Annotated in this window: 22 protein-coding genes; 10 read left to right on the top strand and 12 right to left on the bottom strand. The window is 73.7% G+C overall.

Features of this window, described 5'->3' with window-relative positions; translation table 11 throughout:
* Window positions 1–5: 5 nt before the first annotated feature.
* A complete protein-coding gene (locus ACZ42X_RS03660; protein WP_468283861.1) occupies window positions 6–902 on the bottom strand; it encodes a helix-turn-helix domain-containing protein in 897 nt (298 codons plus the stop codon).
* Window positions 899–1852: a helix-turn-helix domain-containing protein gene (locus ACZ42X_RS03655; protein ID WP_468283859.1), complete on the bottom strand. Its 954-nt coding sequence runs from the start codon at window positions 1850–1852 to the stop codon at window positions 899–901. The genes ACZ42X_RS03660 and ACZ42X_RS03655 overlap by 4 nt, the downstream gene beginning before the upstream one ends.
* A 269-nt stretch (window positions 1853–2121) precedes the next feature.
* Here ACZ42X_RS03655 and ACZ42X_RS03650 point away from each other — a divergent pair, with 269 nt between their 5' ends.
* Window positions 2122–2580: a hypothetical protein gene (locus ACZ42X_RS03650; RefSeq protein WP_468283857.1), complete on the top strand. Its 459-nt coding sequence runs from the start codon at window positions 2122–2124 to the stop codon at window positions 2578–2580.
* A 73-nt stretch (window positions 2581–2653) separates the two neighbouring features.
* Here ACZ42X_RS03650 and ACZ42X_RS03645 read toward each other — a convergent pair whose 3' ends face one another.
* From ACZ42X_RS03645 to tdh, 3 genes are read right to left on the bottom strand one after another with little or no spacing between them, the layout of a single operon-like run.
* Window positions 2654–3586 (bottom strand): LysR family transcriptional regulator, encoded by a 933-nt coding sequence (locus tag ACZ42X_RS03645; protein ID WP_468283855.1) that lies wholly within the window; start codon window positions 3584–3586, stop codon window positions 2654–2656.
* Complete coding sequence (locus ACZ42X_RS03640) at window positions 3583–4764, bottom strand: glycine C-acetyltransferase (RefSeq protein ID WP_468283853.1); 1182 nt, start codon at window positions 4762–4764, stop codon at window positions 3583–3585. Before ACZ42X_RS03640 ends, ACZ42X_RS03645 begins: the two co-directional genes overlap by 4 nt.
* 50 nt (window positions 4765–4814) lie before the next feature.
* Window positions 4815–5843 carry an L-threonine 3-dehydrogenase gene (tdh, locus tag ACZ42X_RS03635; protein WP_468283851.1) on the bottom strand — a complete coding sequence of 343 codons (1029 nt, stop codon included), beginning with the start codon at window positions 5841–5843 and terminating at the stop codon, window positions 4815–4817.
* A 151-nt stretch (window positions 5844–5994) separates the two neighbouring features.
* Between tdh and ACZ42X_RS03630 the strand changes: the two genes are divergently transcribed.
* The 3 genes from ACZ42X_RS03630 to ACZ42X_RS03620 all read left to right on the top strand — a co-directional run bounded on the left by ACZ42X_RS03630 (window position 5995) and on the right by ACZ42X_RS03620 (window position 9058).
* Window positions 5995–6618: a histone deacetylase gene (locus tag ACZ42X_RS03630; RefSeq protein ID WP_468283849.1), complete on the top strand. Its 624-nt coding sequence runs from the start codon at window positions 5995–5997 to the stop codon at window positions 6616–6618.
* A 195-nt stretch (window positions 6619–6813) separates the two neighbouring features.
* The gene (gene abc-f, locus ACZ42X_RS03625) at window positions 6814–8460 is read left to right on the top strand and encodes a ribosomal protection-like ABC-F family protein (RefSeq protein ID WP_468283847.1); all 1647 of its coding nucleotides are present in this window, start codon (window positions 6814–6816) and stop codon (window positions 8458–8460) included.
* 178 nt (window positions 8461–8638) lie between these two features.
* Window positions 8639–9058 (top strand): hypothetical protein, encoded by a 420-nt coding sequence (locus tag ACZ42X_RS03620; RefSeq protein ID WP_468283845.1) that lies wholly within the window; start codon window positions 8639–8641, stop codon window positions 9056–9058.
* On the opposite strand, the gene ACZ42X_RS03615 is transcribed toward ACZ42X_RS03620, so the two are convergent.
* Window positions 9055–9858, bottom strand: a complete 804-nt coding sequence (locus ACZ42X_RS03615) for a helix-turn-helix domain-containing protein (protein WP_468283843.1) — start codon at window positions 9856–9858, stop codon at window positions 9055–9057. The two genes, ACZ42X_RS03620 and ACZ42X_RS03615, sit on opposite strands and share 4 nt — an antisense overlap.
* A 105-nt stretch (window positions 9859–9963) precedes the next feature.
* Between ACZ42X_RS03615 and ACZ42X_RS03610 the strand changes: the two genes are divergently transcribed.
* Both ACZ42X_RS03610 and ACZ42X_RS03605 read left to right on the top strand, forming a co-directional pair.
* The gene (locus ACZ42X_RS03610) at window positions 9964–10269 is read left to right on the top strand and encodes a 4a-hydroxytetrahydrobiopterin dehydratase (protein WP_468283841.1); all 306 of its coding nucleotides are present in this window, start codon (window positions 9964–9966) and stop codon (window positions 10267–10269) included.
* Window positions 10270–10391: 122 nt separating this feature from the next.
* Window positions 10392–11252: a class I SAM-dependent methyltransferase gene (locus ACZ42X_RS03605; protein ID WP_468283839.1), complete on the top strand. Its 861-nt coding sequence runs from the start codon at window positions 10392–10394 to the stop codon at window positions 11250–11252.
* A 26-nt stretch (window positions 11253–11278) separates the two neighbouring features.
* Here the strand turns inward: ACZ42X_RS03605 and ACZ42X_RS03600 are convergent, their stop codons facing one another.
* Complete coding sequence (locus ACZ42X_RS03600) at window positions 11279–12043, bottom strand: TIGR03943 family putative permease subunit (RefSeq protein WP_468283837.1); 765 nt, start codon at window positions 12041–12043, stop codon at window positions 11279–11281.
* A complete protein-coding gene (locus ACZ42X_RS03595) occupies window positions 12040–13074 on the bottom strand; it encodes a permease (RefSeq protein ID WP_468283835.1) in 1035 nt (344 codons plus the stop codon). The genes ACZ42X_RS03600 and ACZ42X_RS03595 overlap by 4 nt, the downstream gene beginning before the upstream one ends.
* Window positions 13075–13187: 113 nt before the next feature.
* Between ACZ42X_RS03595 and ACZ42X_RS03590 the strand changes: the two genes are divergently transcribed.
* Together ACZ42X_RS03590 and ACZ42X_RS03585 are read left to right on the top strand one after the other, a co-directional pair.
* Window positions 13188–13727 carry a hypothetical protein gene (locus ACZ42X_RS03590; RefSeq protein WP_468283833.1) on the top strand — a complete coding sequence of 180 codons (540 nt, stop codon included), beginning with the start codon at window positions 13188–13190 and terminating at the stop codon, window positions 13725–13727.
* An 11-nt stretch (window positions 13728–13738) separates the two neighbouring features.
* Window positions 13739–14218: a hypothetical protein gene (locus tag ACZ42X_RS03585; RefSeq protein ID WP_468283831.1), complete on the top strand. Its 480-nt coding sequence runs from the start codon at window positions 13739–13741 to the stop codon at window positions 14216–14218.
* 60 nt (window positions 14219–14278) lie between these two features.
* Here the strand turns inward: ACZ42X_RS03585 and ACZ42X_RS03580 are convergent, their stop codons facing one another.
* From ACZ42X_RS03580 to ACZ42X_RS03570, 3 genes are all read right to left on the bottom strand, one after another.
* The gene (locus ACZ42X_RS03580) at window positions 14279–15112 is read right to left on the bottom strand and encodes an aldo/keto reductase (protein ID WP_468283829.1); all 834 of its coding nucleotides are present in this window, start codon (window positions 15110–15112) and stop codon (window positions 14279–14281) included.
* A 92-nt stretch (window positions 15113–15204) separates the two neighbouring features.
* Window positions 15205–17004 carry an AMP-dependent synthetase/ligase gene (locus ACZ42X_RS03575; RefSeq protein WP_468283827.1) on the bottom strand — a complete coding sequence of 600 codons (1800 nt, stop codon included), beginning with the start codon at window positions 17002–17004 and terminating at the stop codon, window positions 15205–15207.
* A gap of 249 nt (window positions 17005–17253) precedes the next feature.
* Entirely contained in the window at window positions 17254–18126 is an 873-nt protein-coding gene (locus ACZ42X_RS03570; protein WP_468283825.1) for a LysR substrate-binding domain-containing protein, read from the bottom strand.
* Window positions 18127–18250: 124 nt separating this feature from the next.
* Here ACZ42X_RS03570 and ACZ42X_RS03565 point away from each other — a divergent pair, with 124 nt between their 5' ends.
* Both ACZ42X_RS03565 and ACZ42X_RS03560 read left to right on the top strand, forming a co-directional pair.
* Window positions 18251–19324, top strand: coding sequence for a bile acid:sodium symporter family protein (locus ACZ42X_RS03565; RefSeq protein ID WP_468283823.1), 1074 nt, complete (start codon window positions 18251–18253; stop codon window positions 19322–19324).
* Between the two features lie 234 nt (window positions 19325–19558).
* Entirely contained in the window at window positions 19559–19960 is a 402-nt protein-coding gene (locus ACZ42X_RS03560) for a (2Fe-2S) ferredoxin domain-containing protein (RefSeq protein WP_361415643.1), read from the top strand.
* A gap of 29 nt (window positions 19961–19989) precedes the next feature.
* Here ACZ42X_RS03560 and fdhD read toward each other — a convergent pair whose 3' ends face one another.
* A complete protein-coding gene (fdhD, locus tag ACZ42X_RS03555; RefSeq protein ID WP_468283820.1) occupies window positions 19990–20838 on the bottom strand; it encodes a formate dehydrogenase accessory sulfurtransferase FdhD in 849 nt (282 codons plus the stop codon).
* Between the last annotated feature and the right edge of the window lie 22 nt (window positions 20839–20860).

Here is a 20860-nt window from a genome sequence, read left to right as displayed (position 1 = left end):
CCGCCTCAGCCGAAGCACTCCCGGTCACCGCGCGCGGGCAGGAGGCAGACCTGAGCGCCGGCCGTCCCGGGCGCGTCGGCCGCCGCCATCGGGGTGGCGACGTACCCCTCGACGGCCCGGCCCCCGGGCGCGACGATCCGCTGGGTCCGGCCGCCCGGCATCGTCAGCTCCACGCCGTCGCCCGCCCGGAGCCCGGTGGCCCGTACCCACACCGCACGGCAGTCCTCGCCCCGCCGCAGCTCCAGGCGCTGCCCGTCCGAGGCGGTACGGGCCGCGACGGTGGACACCATCCCGGTGCCGCCGCACCCCATGTCCTTCGGGTCCTCGCCCTCGCAGGACACCCCGGCGCAGCCGGGGTTGCGGATGCCGGACTCCAGGGGGCTCGGCTCGGGCGACGTCGGGGTGCCGTCCCCGCGGGGCAGGACCAGTGGCCCCGGGCCGCTCAGGCCGCCGAGGCCGAGGGCGATGCCCGTCACCACGGCTCCCGCCGCCAGGGCGGCCCACCGCCGCGGGCGCCGGGGCGACCGGCGGAGCCGTACCTCCCCGGCGCCCCGGGGCGCCGTCGGGCCGCCCTGCCCCGGGCCCGCTCCGCGGCGGGCCGACCCGGCCGACCCGGCTGACCCGGCCGGCTCGGGTGGCGCGGCGCGGCCGCTCCAGGCGGCGTCGGCCAGCTCCCACAGCGCCAGCACCCGACCGGGCGGCTCCCCGACCATCGCGCACAGCGCCTCCACGGCCTGGCGCGGCACCGGCGCCTTGCCGTTGAGGTACCGCTCCCAGGAGGACTTGCTGTACGGCGTACGGGCGGCGAGTGCGGCGAGGCTCAGGCCGGTGGCCTCCCGCATCTCGCGCAGCGCGGCGGCGAGCCGGCTGCATTCGGTGGCGATCCCGGTGCCCGCGCTCACCGCCGCAACTCCCTCCAGGTGTCGGGGCCGACGATGCCGTCGACGACGAGCCCGCGTTCCTTCTGGAACCGCTTGACGGCCTCCTTGGTCCGCTCGTCGTACAGGCCGTCCGTCGCCTGCGGGTCGACGCCGTGCTCCCGCAGCAGGCACTGGGTCTCCACCACGTCGAAGCCCGTGCTGTTGATGTCCAGCAGCATCTCGCGCGTGGTGCTGTGCCCCGCCCGGAGCTCGCCCTTCTCGCGCCGGATCTCGCAGTCGTACGTCTGCCCCCGGCGGTACCCGGACGCCGACGCGGACGCGCCCTCCATGGCGGGCCCGGTCTCCCGCCACGCGCTGGCGGTCAGCAGACCGGCGACGAAGGCGGCGGCCGCGACGAGCGCGACCACGACGAGCCCGCTCCCCAGCGGCATCACGCGCGCCGCCCGCCGCCCGGACCGGCCGAGGTCCCGGTCCTCCGTAACGGCCGCCTCCCCGTCGGAGACCTCCCCGTCGGTGACCTTCCGGTCGGCGGTCTCCCCGCCGGCGGCCCCGTGGCCGGCCCGGCCCTCCGGCAGGCCGGCGTCGCGCGCGTCCGAAACGCCCTCCGGCGTGCCGTGCTCCGCTGCCCCGCCCGGCCGGTCCACCGCGGCGGGGGCGCTCGCCGTGCCCCCGGTGTCGTCCGCCTCGCGTCCCTCGGATGACGGCGCCTCCCGGTCGCCGAGCGCCACCTCGTGCAGCACGACCAGCCGTGTCGGATCGGCCCCGCACACCCGGGCCAGCTCCTCGACGGCCTGGCGCGGCACGGGCTTCTTCCCGTTGAGGTACCGCTCCCAGGAGGAGCGGCTGTAACCGGTCCGGCCCGCGAGCGCGGCGAGGCTGAGCCCGCTGTGGTCCTTCAAGCGGCGCAGCTGGACGAGCAGTTGCCGCTCGCGCTCCCCGAGGCCGGGCGGCAGTTCCTTCCATCGAGCCATGTGCTGTTCCCCCTATCTCCACCACGCGGTGACATCCAGGGAAGGCCAAGAGTTCCCGTCCCCCGCGTCCCCCGGTGCGTTCCGGACAGCGGCGGCGTCCCGCCGACGCCGCGTGGGACGGCGCGTCCCAGCAGGTCGCAACGTGGGACGTCCCACGCCGCCCCATCCTTCCGGCCGGCTCTGGCCCGGCCCGAATTGACGCGGAAAAGTCGTTCTCGCAACCGCCGGGCGGCACCGCCCCCGGCCCACCAACGGAGGGAAGCACGACCATGAACCTGCGCAGGAGCCTCGCCCTGTCCACGGCGACCGTGATGCTCGGTGGCGGCCTGGCCATGGGCGCCGCCCCGGCCATCGCCGCGACGCCCACCGCCCCGGCCCCCGTCGCGGCGGAGGCGGCCCCGGGCCCCGTCGTCACCAAGGCGGGCTGGAAGAACCTGTGGAACGCCAACATCAGCGGTGACTACCTCAAGAGCCACAACAAGAAGTGGGTCTCCCAGGGCTACAAGTTGCCGGGCGGCTCCAGCATGGCGCGCGGCGTCTTCACCTGCTGGGGCGGCGGCAACGCCAAGCTGAAGGTGCTGGTCCTGGACACCGGCAAGTCCACCACGAAGAAGCACCGCTGCAACGGCAAGAAGCACTACGCGACCGTCGCCTACAAGCGCGGCGAGACGGTGAAGCTCATCCTCGAGGGCTCGAAGAACACCCGCGTGGAGGCCTGGGCCGGCTGATCGACGGCCCCGACCGCTAGCGGGACGGGGGGTGGCCCGTTCCCGGCGTACCGCCGGGAACGGGCCACGCCGTTTACGCCACGCCGTTTACGTCCGCCGCGGACAGCCCTTCCGCCGCGTCCGCCAGCGCTCCCAGCACCGGCCGGATCAGCGGGTGGCCCTCCGCCCCCCGCCGTACCGCGGCGAAGACCCGGCGGAACGCCGCCGGACCCGCCACCGGGCGGACCACCACGTCCTTGAGCTCCATGCCCCGCAGCGCCGAGCGCGGGACCAGGGCCACGCCCGCGCCCGCGCCCGCGAGGGCCACCACCGCGCGGAAGTCGTCGGAGGAGTGCACCAGCCGCGGGTCGAAGCCCGCCAGCTCGCAGGCGAGGAGCACCATGTCGTGGCAGGGGTTGCCGGGGTACGGGCCGATCCAGTCGGCGTCCGCCAGCGCGGCGAGCGCCACCTCGGGCCCCTGCGCCAGCGGATGACCGGCGTGCAGCACCGCGTCGAACGGCTCCGCGTACAGCGCCACCCGCGCGAGGCGCCGGTCGCCCTCCCGCGGCGCGCCCCGGTACTCCACCGCGAGCGCCACGTCCGCCTCGCCGTCCAGGACCAGCGGCAGCGACTCGTCGCCCTCCGCGTCCCGCACCCGCACCCGGATGCCGGGGTGCGTCTCGGCCAGCCGCCCGATCGCCGGGGCCAGCACCTCGGCGATCCCGGTCGCGAAGGCGGCCACCGTCACCTCGCCGGCCGCGCCGCCCGCGTACGCCGCGAGCTCCGCCTCCGCCCGCTCCAGCTGTGCGAGCACCTCGTTGGCGTGTTCCAGCAGGATCTCGCCGGCCGCCGTGAGCCGTACGCCCTTGCCGCTCCGAGTGAGCAGCGTGTGCCCGGTCTCCTGCTCCAGCGCGGCGAGCTGCTGCGAGACGGCGGACGGGGTCAGGTACAGCGCCGCCGCCGCGGCGGTCACCGTACGGTGGTCCGCCGCGGCCCGCAGGATGCGCAGCCGCCGGGGGTCGATCACCCCGCCATTGTCGCGCGTGCGTCGGTGAACGCGGCCACCGCCCGCTCCACGTCCTCCGTGGAGTGCGCCGCCGACAGCTGCACCCGGATGCGCGCCTGCCCCATCGGCACCACGGGGTACGAGAAGCCGATCACGTACACGCCCCGCTCCAGCAGCAGCTCGGCCATGCGCGCCGCCTCGGCCGCGTCCCCGATCATCACGGGGGCGATCGGGTGGTCGCCGGGCAGGATCTCGAAGCCCTCCTCCGCCATGCGCGTACGGAACAGCTTGGTGTTGGCGTCCAGCCGCTCCCGCAGGTCGCCGGCGGACTCCAGCAGGTCCAGGACCTTCAGCGACGCGGCCGCGATCACCGGGGCGAGGGAGTTGGAGAAGAGGTACGGGCGCGAGCGCTGGCGCAGCAGCGCGACGATCTCGGCGCGCGCCGCGACGTAACCGCCGGACGCGCCGCCCAGGGCCTTGCCGAGCGTGCCGGTGATGATGTCGACGCGGTCCATCACGCCGTGCAGCTCGGGGGTGCCGCGCCCCTCGGGGCCGACGAACCCGACGGCGTGCGAGTCGTCGACCATGACCATCGCGTCGTACCGGTCGGCGAGGTCGCAGATCTCCCGCAGCGGCGCCACGTAGCCGTCCATCGAGAAGACGCCGTCGGTGACGATGAGCCGGCGCCGCGCGTCCTGGGTGTCCTTCAGCTGCTGCTCCAGGTCGGCCAGGTCGCGGTTGGCGTACCGGTGGCGGCGGGCCTTGGACAGCCGGATGCCGTCGATGATGGAGGCGTGGTTGAGGGCGTCGGAGATGACCGCGTCCTCGGGGCCGAGGAGCGTTTCGAAGACGCCGCCGTTGGCGTCGAAGCAGGAGGAGTACAGGATCGTGTCCTCCTGGCCCAGGAACGCCGACAGCCGCCGCTCCAGTTCCTTGTGGACGTCCTGCGTGCCGCAGATGAAGCGCACGGACGCCATGCCGTAGCCCCAGCGGTCCAGCGCCTCCTTGGCGGCGGCGACGACCTCGGGGTGGTCGGCGAGGCCCAGGTAGTTGTTGGCGCAGAAGTTCAGGACCTCACCGGAGGCCACGGAGACGGTGGCGCTCTGGGGGGTGGCGATGACGCGCTCGGGCTTGAAGAGACCGGCGTCGCGGATCTCGTCGAGGGTGGCGCGCAACTCGTCGCGGACGGAGTCGTACATGAGGGGTGCTCCCTGCTCTCAAAGCCCGGCGAGCGAACCGAGCCACAAAACTAAACAGTCCAGTCGAGGATGATCTTGCCGCTGCGGGCGGTGGCGGCCTCGTCGAAGGCCGCGTCGAAGTCCTGGTAGGAGTAGCTGCCGGTGATCACGGGGCCGAGATCGAGGCCGCCTTCGAGCAGGACGGTCATGGCGTACCAGGTCTCGAACATCTCCCGGCCGTAGATTCCCTTGACCGTGATCATCGAGGTGACGATCTTCGACCAGTCGACGGCGAACTCCTCGGCGGGCAGGCCGAGCATCGCGATCCGGCCGCCGTGCGTCATGTTGGCGACCATGTCCCGCATGGCCTCGGGCCGCCCGGACATCTCCAGGCCGATGTCGAAGCCCTCGCGCAGCCCGAGCTGCCGCTGCGCCTCGCCGATGGTCGTCTCGGCGACGTTGACGGCGAGCGTCGCGCCCACCTTGCGGGCGAGTTCCAGCCGGGGCTCGCTCACATCGGTGATCACCACGTTGCGCGCCCCCGCGTGCCGGGCGACCGCCGCCGCCATGACACCGATGGGGCCGGCGCCCGTGATCAGGACGTCCTCGCCGACGAGCGGGAAGGACAGCGCCGTGTGCACGGCGTTCCCGAACGGGTCGAAGATCGCCGCCACGTCCAGGTCCACCTTGGTGCGGTGCACCCACACGTTGGACGCCGGCAGCGCGACGTACTCGGCGAACGCCCCGTCCCGCCCGACGCCCAGCCCGATGGTGGCCCGGCACAGGTGCCGCCGCCCCGCCAGGCAGTTGCGGCACTTGCCGCACACCAGGTGCCCCTCGCCGCTGACCAGGTCGCCGACCGCGATGTCGCTCACGTCGGCGCCGACGGCCGCGACCTCCCCGACGAACTCGTGCCCCAGCACCAGCGGCGTGTTCACCGCCTGCCGTGCCCAGCCGTCCCAGGACCGGATGTGCAGGTCGGTACCGCAGATGCCGGTCCGCAGCACCCGGATCAGTACGTCGCCGGGCCCGGTCTCGGGCTCCGGCACGTCCATGAGCCAGAGGCCCGGCTCGGCCTTCTGCTTGACAAGTGCCTTCATCGGCGCAGCTCCCGGGTGGGGGTACGGGTGGGGTACGGCTGGAGATCGTGAACGCGCACCAATCTGCCCACACCGGGCCCGCGCGTCCATCGAGCTTTTCTTAAGCGGGCCAACAGCAGAACTTCACGCGCCACGCCGCTACCGTCGCCGGATGACGACGCAGGTCTGGTACACGTCCTACGGATCCAACACGCACGTCGACCGGCTGGCCCACTACATCCTGGGCGGCGCCCCGCCGGACGCGAACCGCCGCTACCCCGGTTGCCGTGACCGCCGCCTCCCGGCCGCCTCCGTGCCCGTGGAGCTGGCGGGCGCGCTCTACTTCGCCACCGAGTCGCCCGTGTGGACCGGCGGCCGGGCCTTCTACGACCCCGACGCCGGGGGGTGCGTCCTGGCCCGGGCGCACCTGGTGACGGCCCAGCAGTTCTCGGACATCGCCGCCCAGGAGATGTACCGCGAGCCGGGCCCGGACACCGACCTCGACCTGACCGGGGTGCTGCGCGACGGCCGGGTGGTCCTGGGCGACGGCCGCTACGAGACGCTGGTCTGCGCGGGGATGCTCGACGGCCACCCGCTCCTCACGTTCACGGCCCCGTGGCGCATGCGCGACGTCCCCTGGAACGCGCCCGCCGCCGACTACCTCCGCCACATCGCCGCCGGCCTCCTGGCGACGGGCGCCTGGGACGCGGACACCGTCACCGCCTACCTCGCCTCCTGCCCGGGCGTGGCGGGCCACTGGACGGAGCGCCGGATCGGGGAGCTGATCGCGGGCTGAACCGCCGCGACGCGCTGGGGAGGCGGAGGGCAGGCGCTGGGGAGACGCGGTTCGGCAATAAGTTGAGACGAGACGAATCGTCTTGTTATGGTGGAGGCATGGCACTCTTCTTCTTCCTGTGAGTCCGGGCACGGCCGACGCCACCGTCGCCGTCTTCGCGCCCGTAGACCCTTCGCACGCCCACAGGAAGTCACCATGCGCGCACGCGCCCATACCGCCACGCCCGCACCCGCTGCCGTGGCACAGCTGTCCGTCAAGGACGTCACCAAGACCTACGGCACCCGGACCGTCCTCGACCAGGTCTCCTTCACCGTCCGCCCGGGCGAGAAGGCCGCCGTCATCGGTGAGAACGGCTCCGGGAAGTCCACCCTGCTGCGGCTGCTCGCCGCGGCCGAGGCGCCGGACGCCGGGGAGATCACCGTGAGCTTTCCCGGCGGTGTCGCCCACCTCGCCCAGACCATCGACCTCGACCCCGACCGCACCGTCCAGGACGCCGTCGACCTGGCCCTCGCCGACCTGCGTGACATGGAGCACCGGCTGCGTACGGCGGAGGAGCGTCTCGGTGAGGCCTCGGACGGCGAACTCGCCGCGTACGGCGAGCTGCTGACCGCGTACCAGGAACGCGGCGGCTACGAGGCGGACGCCCGCGTCGACGCCGCCCTGCACGGGCTCGGGCTCGCCGGGATCACCCGCGACCGCGTGCTCGGCTCGCTCTCCGGTGGTGAGCAGTCGCGCCTCGCCCTCGCCTGCGCCCTGGCCGCCGGGCCCGAGCTGCTGCTGCTCGACGAGCCGACGAACCACCTCGACGCGGCGGCCGTGCGCTGGCTCGAGGAACACCTGCGCGCCCACCGCGGCACCGTCGTCGCGGTCACCCACGACCGCGGCTTCCTGGAGCGCGTCGCCACCACGATCCTCGAGGTGGACCGGGACGCGCGCACGGTGCGCCGGTACGGCGACGGCTGGGCCGGCTACCGCGCCGCGAAGGCCGCCGCCCGGCGCCGCGCGGCGCAGGATTACGCGCAGTGGCTCGATGAGGTGGCCCGTACGGAGGAGCTGCTGGAGGCCGCCGGGAAGCGGCTCGCCACCACCGGCAAGGATCCGCGGCAGGGCTTCGGCAAGCACCGCCGCTCGCACGAGGCGAAGCTCGGCGGGCAGGTGCGCGCGGTCCGGGAACACCTCGCCCACCTGCGCCGCAACCCCGTGCCGGCACCACCCGAACCGCTCCGGTTCACCGCGGCCCTGGCCGCAACCGAGCCGACGGCCGAGGGCCCGCTCGCCGAGCTCGACGGCGTCACCGTCGGCGAGCGGCTGCGCCTGGAGGACCGGCTGGCGATCGCCCCCGGTCAGCGGCTGCTGGTCACCGGCGAGAACGGCGCCGGCAAGACGACGCTGCTGCGCGTCCTCGCGGGCGACCTGGAACCGGACGCGGGCGCGGTACGCCGCCCCGCGCGCATCGGATACCTGGCGCAGGAACTGCCCGCGCGCTCCACGCGGCTCCCGCTCCTCGCCGCCTTCGCGGCCGGCCGGCCCGGCCTGCCGGAGGACTCCGCCGACCAACTGCTGGCACTGGGCCTGTTCCGCGAGGAGGACCTGCACGTGCCGGTGACGGCCCTCTCCGCGGGCCAGCAGCGGCGGCTCCAGATCGCGAGGCTGGTGACCCGGCCCGCGGACCTCCTCGTCCTCGACGAGCCGACCAACCACATCGCGCTCGACCTGATCGAGGACCTGGAGGCGGCGCTCGCCGCGTACCCGGGAGCGGTGGTCGCGGTCTCCCACGACCGCGGCTTCCGCGGGCGCTTCCCGGGGGAGCGGCTGGAGCTGCACGGCGGCCGCCGCCGCTGACCCTGCCCAGCCCGGGGCCGGGCCGCATTACCTCGGCGGTAATCGACCCCCACCCACCCCGCGCGGCATCGTTGGGGTCACCGGGGCCCGGCCGCCGCACTGCGGCCGGGACCCGGCGCCAGTCCCTTCGGTACGGCCCCGACGCCGACGCCGACCCCGACCTCGATGGAGGCCCGCCATGTCCCAGGCCCTGCTCGCCGGCATCTCCCGCACCACCGAGCCGCAGACCATGCTGCGCCGCTTCCTCGCGCTCGACGCCGTCGTCACCGGGGCCAACGGGCTGGCGTACGCCCTCGCCTCCGGGCCCCTCGGCCGGCTCCTGGGCGTCGACGCGGTGCTCCTGCTCGAACTCGGTCTGTTCCTCACCGCGTTCGCCGCCGCCGTCGGCTACCTGGCCTCCCGGCCGGAGCCGTCCGCCACGGCCGTCAAGCTGGTCGTCGACGCCAATGTGCTGTGGGCGGTGCTCAGCGTCGTCGCGCTCGTCGTCTGGCTGTCGCCCAGCACCGCCGGGGCCCTGTGGATCCCGATGCAGGCGGCCACCGTGGCCGGGTTCGCCGCCCTGCAGTGGTCCGCCCTGCGGGCGATGGCGGGCCGCTAGAGAGTTTGGAGGTACGCGACCGTCGCCGGGTCGGCCGGGAGGAACGTCTCGATGGCCAGCTCGGCGACCGTCACGTCCATCGGCGTGTTGAACGTCGAGATCGACGACACGAAGGACAGCACCCGCCCGTCGTGCTCGATGCGCAGGGGCAGCGCGAAGTACGGGTACGGGGTCGGGTCCTCGCGGTCCCCCGGGTCGCCGCCCGTCTCCGGCAGCGGGTACGCCGCGACCTCCTCGTACAGCAGCCGCAGTGGCTCGGAGCGGGCCAGCGCGATCTGGCGCTCCATCTGCGCCAGCAGGTGCCCGCGCCACTCCCGCAGGTTGCGGATCCTCGGTGCCAGGCCCTGCGGGTGCAGGGTGATGCGCATGGCGTTCATCGGCGGTGCCAGCAGGTGCTCCGGAACCCCTTCCAGCAGCATCGCGATACCGCGGTTGGCCGCCACCACCGTGTACGAGCCGTCCACGACGACCGCCGGGTACGGGTCGTACCCGGCGAGCAGCCGCTCGATGCCCTCGCGCAGGGCGCCGAGGGACGGGTCGTCCAGTGGCGTCTCGGCGTACCGGGGGGCGTAACCGGCGGCCAGGAGCAGCGCGTTGCGCTCCCGGACCGGTACCTCCAGATGGTCGGCGAGGCGCAGGACCATCTCCTCGCTGGGCCGCGAGCGCCCCGTCTCGATGAACGAGATGTGACGGGCCGACGAGTCCGCGCGCAGCGCCAGCTCCAGCTGGCTCAACCGCCTCCGCTCACGCCAGCCCCGCAGCAACGGGCCTATTCCGGTACCGGTAGCCAGAGTTGTCATACCGCAGACGGTAACCCACGTGTTGACCACGGGCCGGTGGCATCGGAACGTATCGTCACGGGCACGTCGTCAGCGTCCGTACCGAAACGAAACGGAGGGCCGGCCATGCCCACTGAGCCGCTGTCACAGAAGGAGATCGAGGACCGGCTGCGCGAGCTTCCCGGCTGGTCGCAGGAGGGCGACCGGATCGCCCGCACCTACCGCCTCCCCACCCACTTCGCCGCCACCGCGATGGTCGTCCACATCGCGCAGATCCAGGACGAGCTGGACCACCACTCCGACCTCACCCTCGGCTACAACACGGTCGGCCTCACCATGAACACCCACTCGGCGGGCGGCGCCATCACCGAACGCGACTTCGAGCTGGCGTCGCGGGTCGAGGCCATCGCGCCCTCCCACGCCGCCAACTGAGCCGAGCGGCCACGAGCCGAGGGGTCACGAGCCGAGCGGTGGCGGTCCGAGCGGCGGCGGGCCGCGTTGCCGGAACGGCAACAAAGCTCGCCCCCGCGGCGCCCCCACCGCAGGCTGTGCCCATGAGCCCTCACCACCACGACACCGAGATCGACTGGAACGAGATGCTGCCGCTGCTGGAGCGCGGCGCCGAGCTCCAGACCCCGCTGTACCGGCAGGCCGCGGCCTGGCTCGGCGAGCTCGCCCCGGCCACCGGTGTACGCCGCGTCCTCGACGTCGGCAGCGGCCCCGGCGTGCTGTCGTGCCTGCTCGCCGAGGCGTTCCCGTACGCCGAGGTCGTCGCCGTCGACGCCACGCCCGAGCTGCTGGAGCGCGCCCGCGACCGGGCGGCCGGCCTCGGCCTGAACCGCGTCACCACGCTCCACGCGCAGCTCCCCGACGACATCGCCGCCCTCGGCCCGGCCGACCTCGTCTGGGCGGCCGGCTCCCTGCACCACCTGGGCGACCAGCGCGCAGCCGTCGCCGGGCTGGCGGCCCTGCTCCGCCCCGGCGGCCTCCTCGCGGTCGCCGAGGGCGGCCTGGCGGGCCGGCACCTGCCGCAGCACACGGGGATCGGGCGCCCGGGCCTGGAGGCCCGGATGGAGGCCGCGCACGCCGACTGGTTCGCCGAGATGCGGGCGGCGCTGCCGGGCGCCAAGGAGGAGCCCGACGACTGGCGGGCGCTGCTGGCCGGAGCGGGTCTCACACCGAGCGGCACGCGCTCGTTCCTCCACGACGTCCCGGCGCCCGTCCCCGACGCCGTACGCGAGTACGTCCTCGCCCACTTCACCCGTCACCGCCACACCCTCGGCGAACGGCTGGGCCCCGAGGACCGCGCGGCCCTCGACCGTCTGCTGGACCCGGCGGAGCCGCAGGGCCTGCACCAGCGGCCGGACGTCTTCCTGCTCACCGCGCGCACGGTGCACACCGCACGCCGGGGCTGACCGTCCGCGGCACGGTCGCGGGACGGTCACGGCACGGGCGGCGTGTCCTGGTACGGACTGATCGGCTCCGGTGTCCGCCGCACGCTCGTCGCGTCCAGCGCCACCGCCGCCGTGGCCGTCCCCAGCGTGCCGCCCGGATGCCAGGTCCCCGTCACCGTCACCCAGGTGTCGGCGGGCGGGGCCGGGACGCCGTGGATCCGGATGCGCAGGGACTGCGAGTCGGCGGCGCAGCAGCTCACGATGAGCCGGCTGAGGTACCACGAGCCGTCCTTGGCGCCGGGCACCGGGGTCACGAACCCCGTCATCATCACCGTGCGCCCGGCGAGGCTGCCCTCGCGGTCCTGCTGTACGCGCGCGATGAACCCGGACAGGGCGAGCGGCGCCGGGTCCGCGTCCGGCAGCGGGTTGAACTCCGATACGGGGGCGATCACGTTGCCCGTCTCGCGCGACGCGGTGTACGAGCCGAGGGCGGGCGGGGCGTACAGCAGCAGCGCGAGGACCGGCGGGAACAGCAGCCAGGCGACGCGCGGCCCGCCCCGGTGGTCGTGCCCATGGTCATGGCCGGGCTGGACCTCCTCCGCCGGTTCCTCGTCCGTACGCCGGGCCGCGAACGGCAGCCCGTCCCGTACGGCGCCGACCACGCCCAGGACCAGCAGCAGCATGCCGGAGGCGATCAGGTACGGCCGCAGGCCCTCCTTCACGTACCGCAGGTAGAGCTGGGTGAGCAGCGCGATGTGCAGCACGGCCGACCCGGCGAGGAGCAGCAGGGCCGCCTGGATGTGGCGTCTCACAGCAGCCACCACCCCGTCAGGCAGGCGCACGCCACGGCCACCACGGCGGTCGCGGCCGAGAAGCGCACGGCGAAGCCGCGGCCGAAGGTCCCGGCCTGGAGGGCGATGAGCTTCACGTCGACCATGGGGCCCACCACCATGAAGGTGAGCCGCGCGGTGGGGGAGAAGCCCGTGAGGGAGGCGGCGACGAAGGCGTCGGCCTCCGAGCAGACGGCGAGCACGATGGCGAGCGCCGCGAGGAACAGCACCGACAGCCACGGTGATCCGGCGAACAGCTCCAGCACGGAGCGCGGCACCAGGACGTTGAAGGTGGCCGCGGCCATCGCCCCGACCACCAGGAAACCTCCCGCGTGCAGGAAGTCGTGCTGGAAGCCGAGGCGGAACTCCTCCCAGCGGCTGTGCCCGGCCCGGTGCCCGGTGTGGCGCGCGGGCATCTTCAGCCACTCCGCCTTGCCCCACTTGAGCCACAGCCATCCCATGGCGGCCGCCGTCACCAGGGACGCGACCAGCCGGGCGGCGACCATCTGCGGCTGCCCGGGGAAGGCGACGGCGGTCGAGACCAGCACGATCGGGTTGACGGCGGGCGCGGACAGCAGGAACGCGAACGCCGCGGCCGGGGTCACCCCGCGCCGGATCAGGCTCCCGGCGACCGGTACGGACGCGCACTCGCAGCCGGGCAGCACCACGCCCGCCGCGCCCGCGACGGGCACCGCGAGCGCGGGGTTGCGCGGCAGGGCCCGGCTGAAGACCCGCGCGGGTACGAAGGCGTTGACGGCGCCCGAGATCACGGTGCCGAACAGCAGGAAGGGCAGCGCCTGCACGGTGAGCGCCACGCAGATGGTCTGCCACGCCCGGAACCCGGGGTGGGAGAGCACGGGGAGGGCGAGCACCGCGATCAGAAGCAGCGAAACGCCGCCCGCGACGAGGACGGACGGCGGTATCGCGGACGGCGCGGCGCCACGGGCGCGGGCAGGCGCGTCCTCACGCGCAGGCTCGCGCGGCTGCCCGCGCTCGGGGACGGCTTCGGTCATGGGGCCCTACCTTAGCGAGGCAAGGCCAATGACAATCGTTTCATCTCACTGCTCCGGTGCGTGCGGGGCTACGCTGGAGAGGCATACCGGCCATCAACGAGGGGGTCGGTCCGATGTCAACAGGGACCCTCCTGGCGATCATCATTCCCATCGTGGTGCTCGCCGTCGTTGCCGCAGCAGCCTTCGTCGTGTTGCGCCGCCGTCGCCTGCGCGAGCGTTTCGGTCCGGAGTACGAACGCACCGTGGAGGACACCGGCAGCCGGCTCGCCGCCGAGCGGGAGCTGAGTGAGCGCGAGAAACGCCACGACGAGCTGGACATCAGGCCGCTGACGGGCGACGCCCGGGAGCGCTACTCCCGGGACTGGCAGCGCGTGCAGAGCGAGTTCGTGGACCGTCCGGAGGACGCCGTGCAGGACGCGGACCTCCTGGTCGCGTCCCTGATGCGCGAGCGCGGCTACCCGACCGAGAACCTGAACCAACGGATCAGGGACCTCTCCGTCGAGCACGGCCGCACCATCGAGCACTACCGCGCCGCCCACGAAGTCAACCAGCTCAGCATGAAGCACCAGGCGACGACCGAGCAGCTGCGCGGAGCCATGGTGCACTACCGCGCGCTCTTCGACGAGTTGCTGTCCGACCACGGGCAGAGGTGAAGGGAGGAGAGATGCAACGCGAGGACCTGCCGGAACCCACCGAGAGTGGTCTGTCCACCGAGGACCTGGCACAGCCGCAGCCACAGCCCCCGGAGGAGGAGACCGGGGTTCCGGCCTTCCCCGGCGAAAGCACCGCGCCGGAGCCGGCGCCGGCGGAGCAGACCGAAGGAGCCACCGGCACGACCGCCGCCTCGGCACACGCGGAGGCGGAGGAGGAGGATGCGCCGAGGCTGCTGGCCCCGGACGACGAGCAGAGCTTCCGCGAACGCTGGCAGGACGTCCAGACGCAGTTCGTCGACGACCCGCGCGAGGCCGTGCACAAGGCGGACGCGCTCGTCGCGGACGTCATGCAGCAGCTGGCCTCGACCTTCGCCGACCACAAGAAGGACCTGGAGGGCCAGTGGAACCGGGGCGAGGAGGTGGACACCGAGGAACTGCGCAAGGCGCTGCGTCAGTACCGGTCGTTCTTCAACCGCCTGCTCACCACCTGAAAGACGGAGAACGGCGCGGCCGCACACGCGACCGCGCCGCCGTCGCCCCGAAGGGCAGGTTCAGCAGACGCCGTACGTCGCCGGGTCCGGGCCCAGTCGGCGCCCCTCGTCGAGGGCCGCGACGGCCGCCAGGTCGTCGGCGTCGAGCGTGAAGTCGAAGACGTCGATGTTCTCCCGGATCCGCGACGGCGTCACGGACTTGGGGATCACCACGTTGCCGGCCTGGAGGTGCCAGCGCAGCACGACCTGCGCCGGGGTGCGGTCGTACTTGCGGGCGATCGCCACCAGCGCGGGGGAGTCCAGCAGACCCTTGCCCTGGCCCAGCGGCGACCACGCCTCGGTCGCGATGCCGTGCCGGGCGTGGAACGCGCGGCTCTCGGCCTGCTGCAGGCGCGGGTGCAGCTCGATCTGGTTGACCGCCGGCACGATCGACGTCTCACCGATCAGGCGCTCCAGGTGCTCCGGGAGGAAGTTGGAGACACCGATGGCCCGGGCGCGGCCGTCCGCGAGGATCTTCTCGAACGCCTTGTACGTCTCGACGTACAGGTCCTTCGACGGCAGCGGCCAGTGGATCAGATACAGGTCGACGTACTCCAGGCCCAGCCTGCCCAGCGAGGCGTCGAAGGCGCGCAGCGCGGCGTCGTACCCCTGCTCGCTGTTCCAGAGCTTCGTCGTGACGAAGAGCTCCTCGCGGGGGAGGTCCGAGGCGGCGATGGCCTGGCCGGTGCCCTTCTCGTTCTCGTAGATCGCGGCCGTGTCGATGGAGCGGTAACCGGCGTCGAGGGCCGTGCCCACCGCCTTCGCCGCCTCGTCGTCCGGGACCTGCCAGACGCCGAAGCCGAGCTGCGGCATGGCGACGCCGTTGTTGAGCGTGATGGAGGGGGCCTTGCTCACGAGTGGTCGTTCCTCACGTCGTGGTCTTTCCGGGTACGTGCGAGTGCAACGATCACCCGCCCCACACCTATTCCCCGCGCCGCCGTCTCCCCTCAGGGGTACAGGGCGTCGATCTCGCCCGCGTACGCCGTCTCGATCGCCCGGCGCTTCAGCTTCAGCGACGGCGTCAGCAGTCCGTGCTCCTCGGTGAACGGGTGCGCCAGTATCCGGAACGTACGGATCGACTCGGCCTGCGACACCGCCGTGTTGGCGGCCACCACCGCCCGCCGGATCTCCGCCTCCAGCGACGAGTCGCGCACGAGCTCCGCCGGGGGCAGGGGCGGCCGGTTCTGCATGGCGAGCCAGTGCTCCACCGCCTCCCGGTCGAGGGTGACCAGCGCCGCGATGTAGGGGCGGTCGTTGCCGACCACGACGCACTGCGCGACCAGCGGATGGGCGCCCACCCGCTGCTCCAGGGCGGCCGGCGAGACGCTCTTGCCGCCGGAGGTCACCAGGATCTCCTTCTTCCGCCCGGTGATGGTCAGATACCCGTCCTCGTCGAGCCTGCCCAGGTCGCCGGTGGCCAGCCAGCCGTCCTTCAGCACGGCGTCGGTGGCGACGGGGTCGCCCAAGTACCCCGAGAAGACGTGCGGGCCGCGCAGCCAGATCTCGCCGTCGTCGGCGATGTGCACCGTCGTCCCGGGGACGGGCTGCCCGACGGTGCCGTACCGGGCGCGCTCGGGAGGGTTCGCGGTGGCCGCCGACGTGGTCTCGGTCAGCCCGTACCCCTCGTACACGGTCACGCCCGCGCCCTCGAAGAACAGGCCGAGGCGCCGGGACATGGCCGAGCCGCCCGACATCGCGTGCCGCATCCGGCCTCCGAGGGCCTCGCGGACCTTGCCGTACACGAGCTTCTCGAAGAACTGGTGCTGTACGCGCAGGGCCGCAGACGGACCGGGGCCCAGGCCGAAGGCCTTGTGCTCCAGCGCCTCGGCGTAGCGCACCGCCACCTCGACGGCCCTGTCGAACGGTGCCGCCTTCCCGGCCGCCTCGGCCGACCGGCGCGCCGCGTGGAACACCTTCTCGAAGACGTACGGCACGGCCAGGACGAACGTCGGGCGGAACGCCGCCAGGTCCGGCAGCAGCGCGCTCGCCGTCAGCACCGGCTGGTGGCCGAGCTTGACGCGTCTGCGGACCGCCGCCACCTCCACCATCCGCCCGAAGACGTGCGCCAGCGGCAGGAACAGCAGCGTCGAGGCCTCGTCGCCCGGCCGGGAGCGGAACACCTTCTCCCACCGGTCGACCAGCGTGTCGGTCTCGAACATGAAATTGGCGTGGGTGAGCACGCAGCCCTTGGGGCGGCCCGTCGTCCCGGAGGTGTAGATGACCGTCGCGATCGACTCGGGCGTCACCGCCCGCCGGTGGCGCTGCACCACCTCCTCGTCGATGCCGGCGCCCGCCGCCACCAGCTCGGCCACCGCGCCCGCGTCCAGCTGCCACAGCCGCTGCAGCCGGGGGAGCCGGTCGACCACCGAACCCACGGTCATGGCGTGGTCCTCGTGCTCGACCACACACGCCGTCACCCCGGCGTCGTGCAGCATCCAGTGCACCTGCTCGGCGGAGGCAGTCGGATAGACCGGCACGGACTGCGCGCCGAGCGTCCACAGCGCGAAGTCGAAGAGCGTCCACTCGTAGCGCGTGCGGGACATGATCGCGACCCGGTCGCCGAACCGTACGCCGTGCGCGATCAGCCCCTTGGCCAGCGCCAGCACCTCGTCGCGGAACTCCAGCGAGGTGACGTCGCCCCAGCGCCCGTCGGCGCCCTTGCGGCCGAGCGCGACGCGGTGCGGATCGTCCAGGGCGTGGTCGAACACGGCGTCGGCGAGCCCGCCGACCAGGGGAGCCGTCACCATGGGGGGGACAGTGAACTCGCGCAATGGCTGCTCCTTGTGGCGCTCCGCACAGCGGAGGGTGACGGTACCCCACGGACCGGTGCGACGGGAGGGCTTCTGCGTACCGGAACCCCGGCATCGCTACAGGTCAGACGCGCCCCGGACCCGACCTGACTCCACAGTCAGGTCGCGGTGCGTGAATCTCCACGGAATCTGTACGAGCCGCTCACGCCGGGGCGCGTACGCCGGTGCCGAACCGGCCGCCGCCGACTACGCCGCGCTCTGCCCGTGCAGCCGGTCCCCGCCCGCCAGGATCGCCGAGGCGAGGGCGTCCGCCGCCTCCTTGGCCGGGCCCCGCGGATGGCCGGTGAGCAGGACGAAGTCCACGTCGCCGAGGTCCGGCAGCCCCCCCCACGACGGAAGAGGGGCCAGACCCGGCGGGATCAGGCCACGGGTGTGGGCCATCACGCCCAGCCCCGCGCGGGCCGCGGCGATCAGGCCGCTCAGGCTCGTACTCGTACAGACGACACGCCAGGGGCGGCCGTGCGCCTCCAGGGCCTCCAGGGCGCGGGCCCGCGTGATGCCCGGCGGCGGGAAGACGATCAGCGGAACCGGGCGCCCGGGGTCCAGCCGGTACCGGGGCGCACCGATCCACGTCAGCGTGGAGTGCCAGACCAGCCGGCCGTGGGTGTCGCCGCCGCGCCGCTTGGCCAGGACCAGGTCGAGGCGGCCCGCCGCCAGCTTCTCGTGCAGCGTGCCGGAGAGCCCGACCGTGAGCTCCAGGTCCACCTCGGGGTGGTCGCGGCGGAACGCCTCCAGGACCTCCGGCAGCCGCGTCAGCACGAAGTCCTCCGAGACCCCGAAGCGCAGGCGCCCGCGCAGCCGTGTGCCGGTGAAATACGCCGACGCCCGCTCGTGCGCCGCCAGGATCGTCCGGGCGAAGCCGAGCATGGCCTCGCCGTCCTCGGTGAGTTCCACGCTGTGCGTGTCCCGGGTGAAGAGCCGGCGCCCGGTCGCCTCCTCCAGGCGCCGCACGTGCTGGCTGACCGTCGACTGGCGCAGGCCCAGCCGGCGGGCGGCCTGGGTGAAGCTGAGCGTCTGCGTGACGGCGAGGAAGGTACGCAGCTGGGCCGGGTCGTACACACGGCCAGCCTACCGCCGCTCATCGCGCAACGTGATGACAGTCAGCGTGGTGTGCGGGTTTCCCGATCGCCCGGCCCGGGGGGACGATGGCGGGGCGCGACCTGATCGGAGAGCACGGGAGTACATGAACGGGAAGTACACGGGCCGGAAGTACGTGGGCCGCCGAGCCATCGCCATCCTCAGGCCGCTGATCGACCCGTACGTCCTGGCGCTGCTCGGCACCGTGGTCCTGGCGGTCCTGCTGCCCGCCTCGGGCGGTGCCGCCGACGTCGTCGGCGGGGCGTCGACCGGGGCGGTGGCCCTGCTGTTCTTCCTCTACGGGGCGCGGCTGTCGACCCGCGAGGCCCTGGACGGACTGCGGCACTGGCGGCTGCACGCGACCGTGCTGGCGGCGACGTTCGCGGTCTTCCCGCTGCTGGGGCTGGCCGCGCGGGGCCTGGTGCCCGCCGTGCTGACGCCCGAGCTGTACGGCGGCCTGCTCTTCCTGTGCCTGGTGCCGTCGACGATCCAGTCGTCGATCGCGTTCACCTCGATCGCGCGCGGCAACGTGCCCGCCGCGATCTGCGCCGGGTCCTTCTCGTCGCTCGCCGGGATGGTCCTCACGCCGGTGCTGGTGGCGGTGCTCCTGGGAGCGAGCGGCGGCGGCTTCTCGGCGGACTCGCTGCTGCGGATCGTCGCGCAGCTGCTGGTGCCGTTCCTGGCGGGGCAGGTGCTGCGGCGCTGGGTGGCCGGGTTCCTGACCCGCCACAAGAAGGTGCTCGGGTACGTCGACCGGGGCTCGATCCTGCTCGTCGTCTACACGGCCTTCAGCCAGGGCATGGTCCAGGGCGTCTGGCACCAGGTCACCCCGCCGCGCCTGGCGGCGCTGCTGGGCGTGGAGGCGGTGCTCCTCGCCGTGATGCTGACGCTGACGTGGTACGGGGCGGGCCGGCTCGGCTTCGCCAGGGCGGACCGCATCGCGATCCAGTTCGCCGGCTCGAAGAAGAGCCTGGCGGCCGGGCTTCCGATGGCGAGCGTGCTCTTCGGCGCGCACGCCTCGCTGGCGGTGCTGCCGCTGATGCTCTTCCACCAGATGCAGCTGATGGTCTGCGCCGCGATCGCCAAGCGGTACGCGGACCACGGGGACCCGGCGCCGGAGCCGGGCGCGCAGCCCGACCCGGCGCGCCACCCGTCCGCCCCGGAGACCGCGCGCCGCTGACCGCGTACGGTCGCGGGTCGCGGGTCGCGGGTCGCGGGTCGCGGGCCACGGGCTGCGCGGGTCGCGGGCCACGGTCACGGCACCAGGACCACCTTGCCCCGGTTCGCGCGGGCCTCGATCTGCCGGAGGCGTACGCGACGAGCCGGCCGCCCGGGGCCAGGGCGGCGACCGCGGGCGTGCCCACGCGCACCCCGCCGCGGCATGATGATCACGAAGGCCGCTACCGTGAGGGCCATGCCCGCACCCCACTCCGGCCGCACCTGGATACGCCCCGGCGCCTCCCGCCCCTGTTCCCTCGTCGTCTGCCGGGGCTGCTGCTGCGGTGACGCCCGCAAGAACCCCGGCACCGACCACGCGGGCCAGCTGCGGCGGCTGCGCGAGGCCGCGGCCGCGTCCGGCGGGCGCCTCGCCGTCCGCACCAGCGACTGCCTTGGTCCCTGCGGCCAGGCCAACGTCGTGGTCGTCCAGCCCTCGACCGAGGGCCGGCGGCGCGGCGCCCGCGCCGCGTGGGTGGGCTGGGCGCTGGACGACGACTGCCTGGACGACATCCTGGCCTGGGTCGCGGCGGGCGGCCCCGGCCTCGCCGCGCCCCCGGAGACACTCGCGCTCCAGATGATCGACCCGCCCCGGAACTAGGGGCCGGCGCCGGCCGTCAGTCCCGGCCGTCAGCCCCGGGAGGCCTCCGTCGTGAGGGCGATGCGCTCCTCGCCCGCGTACACGTTCATGTTCGGGCCGCGCAGGAAGCCGACCAGCGTCAGGCCCGTCTCGGCGGCCAGGTCCACGGCGAGCGACGACGGCGCCGACACCGCGGCCAGCACCGGGATCCCGGCCATCACCGCCTTCTGTGCCAGCTCGAACGACGCCCGGCCCGACACCAGCAGGACCGCCCGGTCCAGCGGCAGCCGGTCCTCGCGCAGCGCGCGGCCGACGAGCTTGTCCACGGCGTTGTGGCGCCCCACGTCCTCCCGTACGTCGAGCAGCTCACCGGTCTCCGAGAAGAGGGCGGCCGCGTGCAGCCCGCCCGTCCGGTCGAAGACCCGCTGCGCCGCCCGCAGCCGGTCGGGCAGCTCCGCCAGCAGCGCGGGCTCGATCCGCAGCGGGGGAGTGTCGGAGATCGGGAAGCGGGCCGTGGTGCGGACGGCGTCGAGGCTCGCCTTGCCGCACAGCCCGCACGACGACGTCGTGTAGACGTTCCGCTCCAGCGTGATGTCCGGCACCTGGACCCCCGGCGCGAGCTGCACGTCCACCACGTTGTACGTGTTCGTCCCGTCGTCCTGGGCTCCGGCGCAGTACACGATGGCGCGCACGTCCGCCGCCGAGCCGAGCACCCCCTCGCTGACCAGGAAACCGGCTGCGAGCGCGAAGTCGTCACCCGGCGTACGCATGGTGATGGCGAGGGGCTTGCCGTTCAGCCGGATCTCCAGCGGCTCCTCGGCGACCAGGGTGTCCGGACGCGTCGAGACGGCCCCGTCGCGGATGCGGATGACGCGGCGGCGCTCGGTGACTCGTCCCATTGCTGATCAGCCCCGGTTCTGT

The organism is Streptomyces sp. NPDC030862, assembly GCF_055571835.1.
This window is presented reverse-complemented; position numbering and strand designations above follow the sequence as displayed.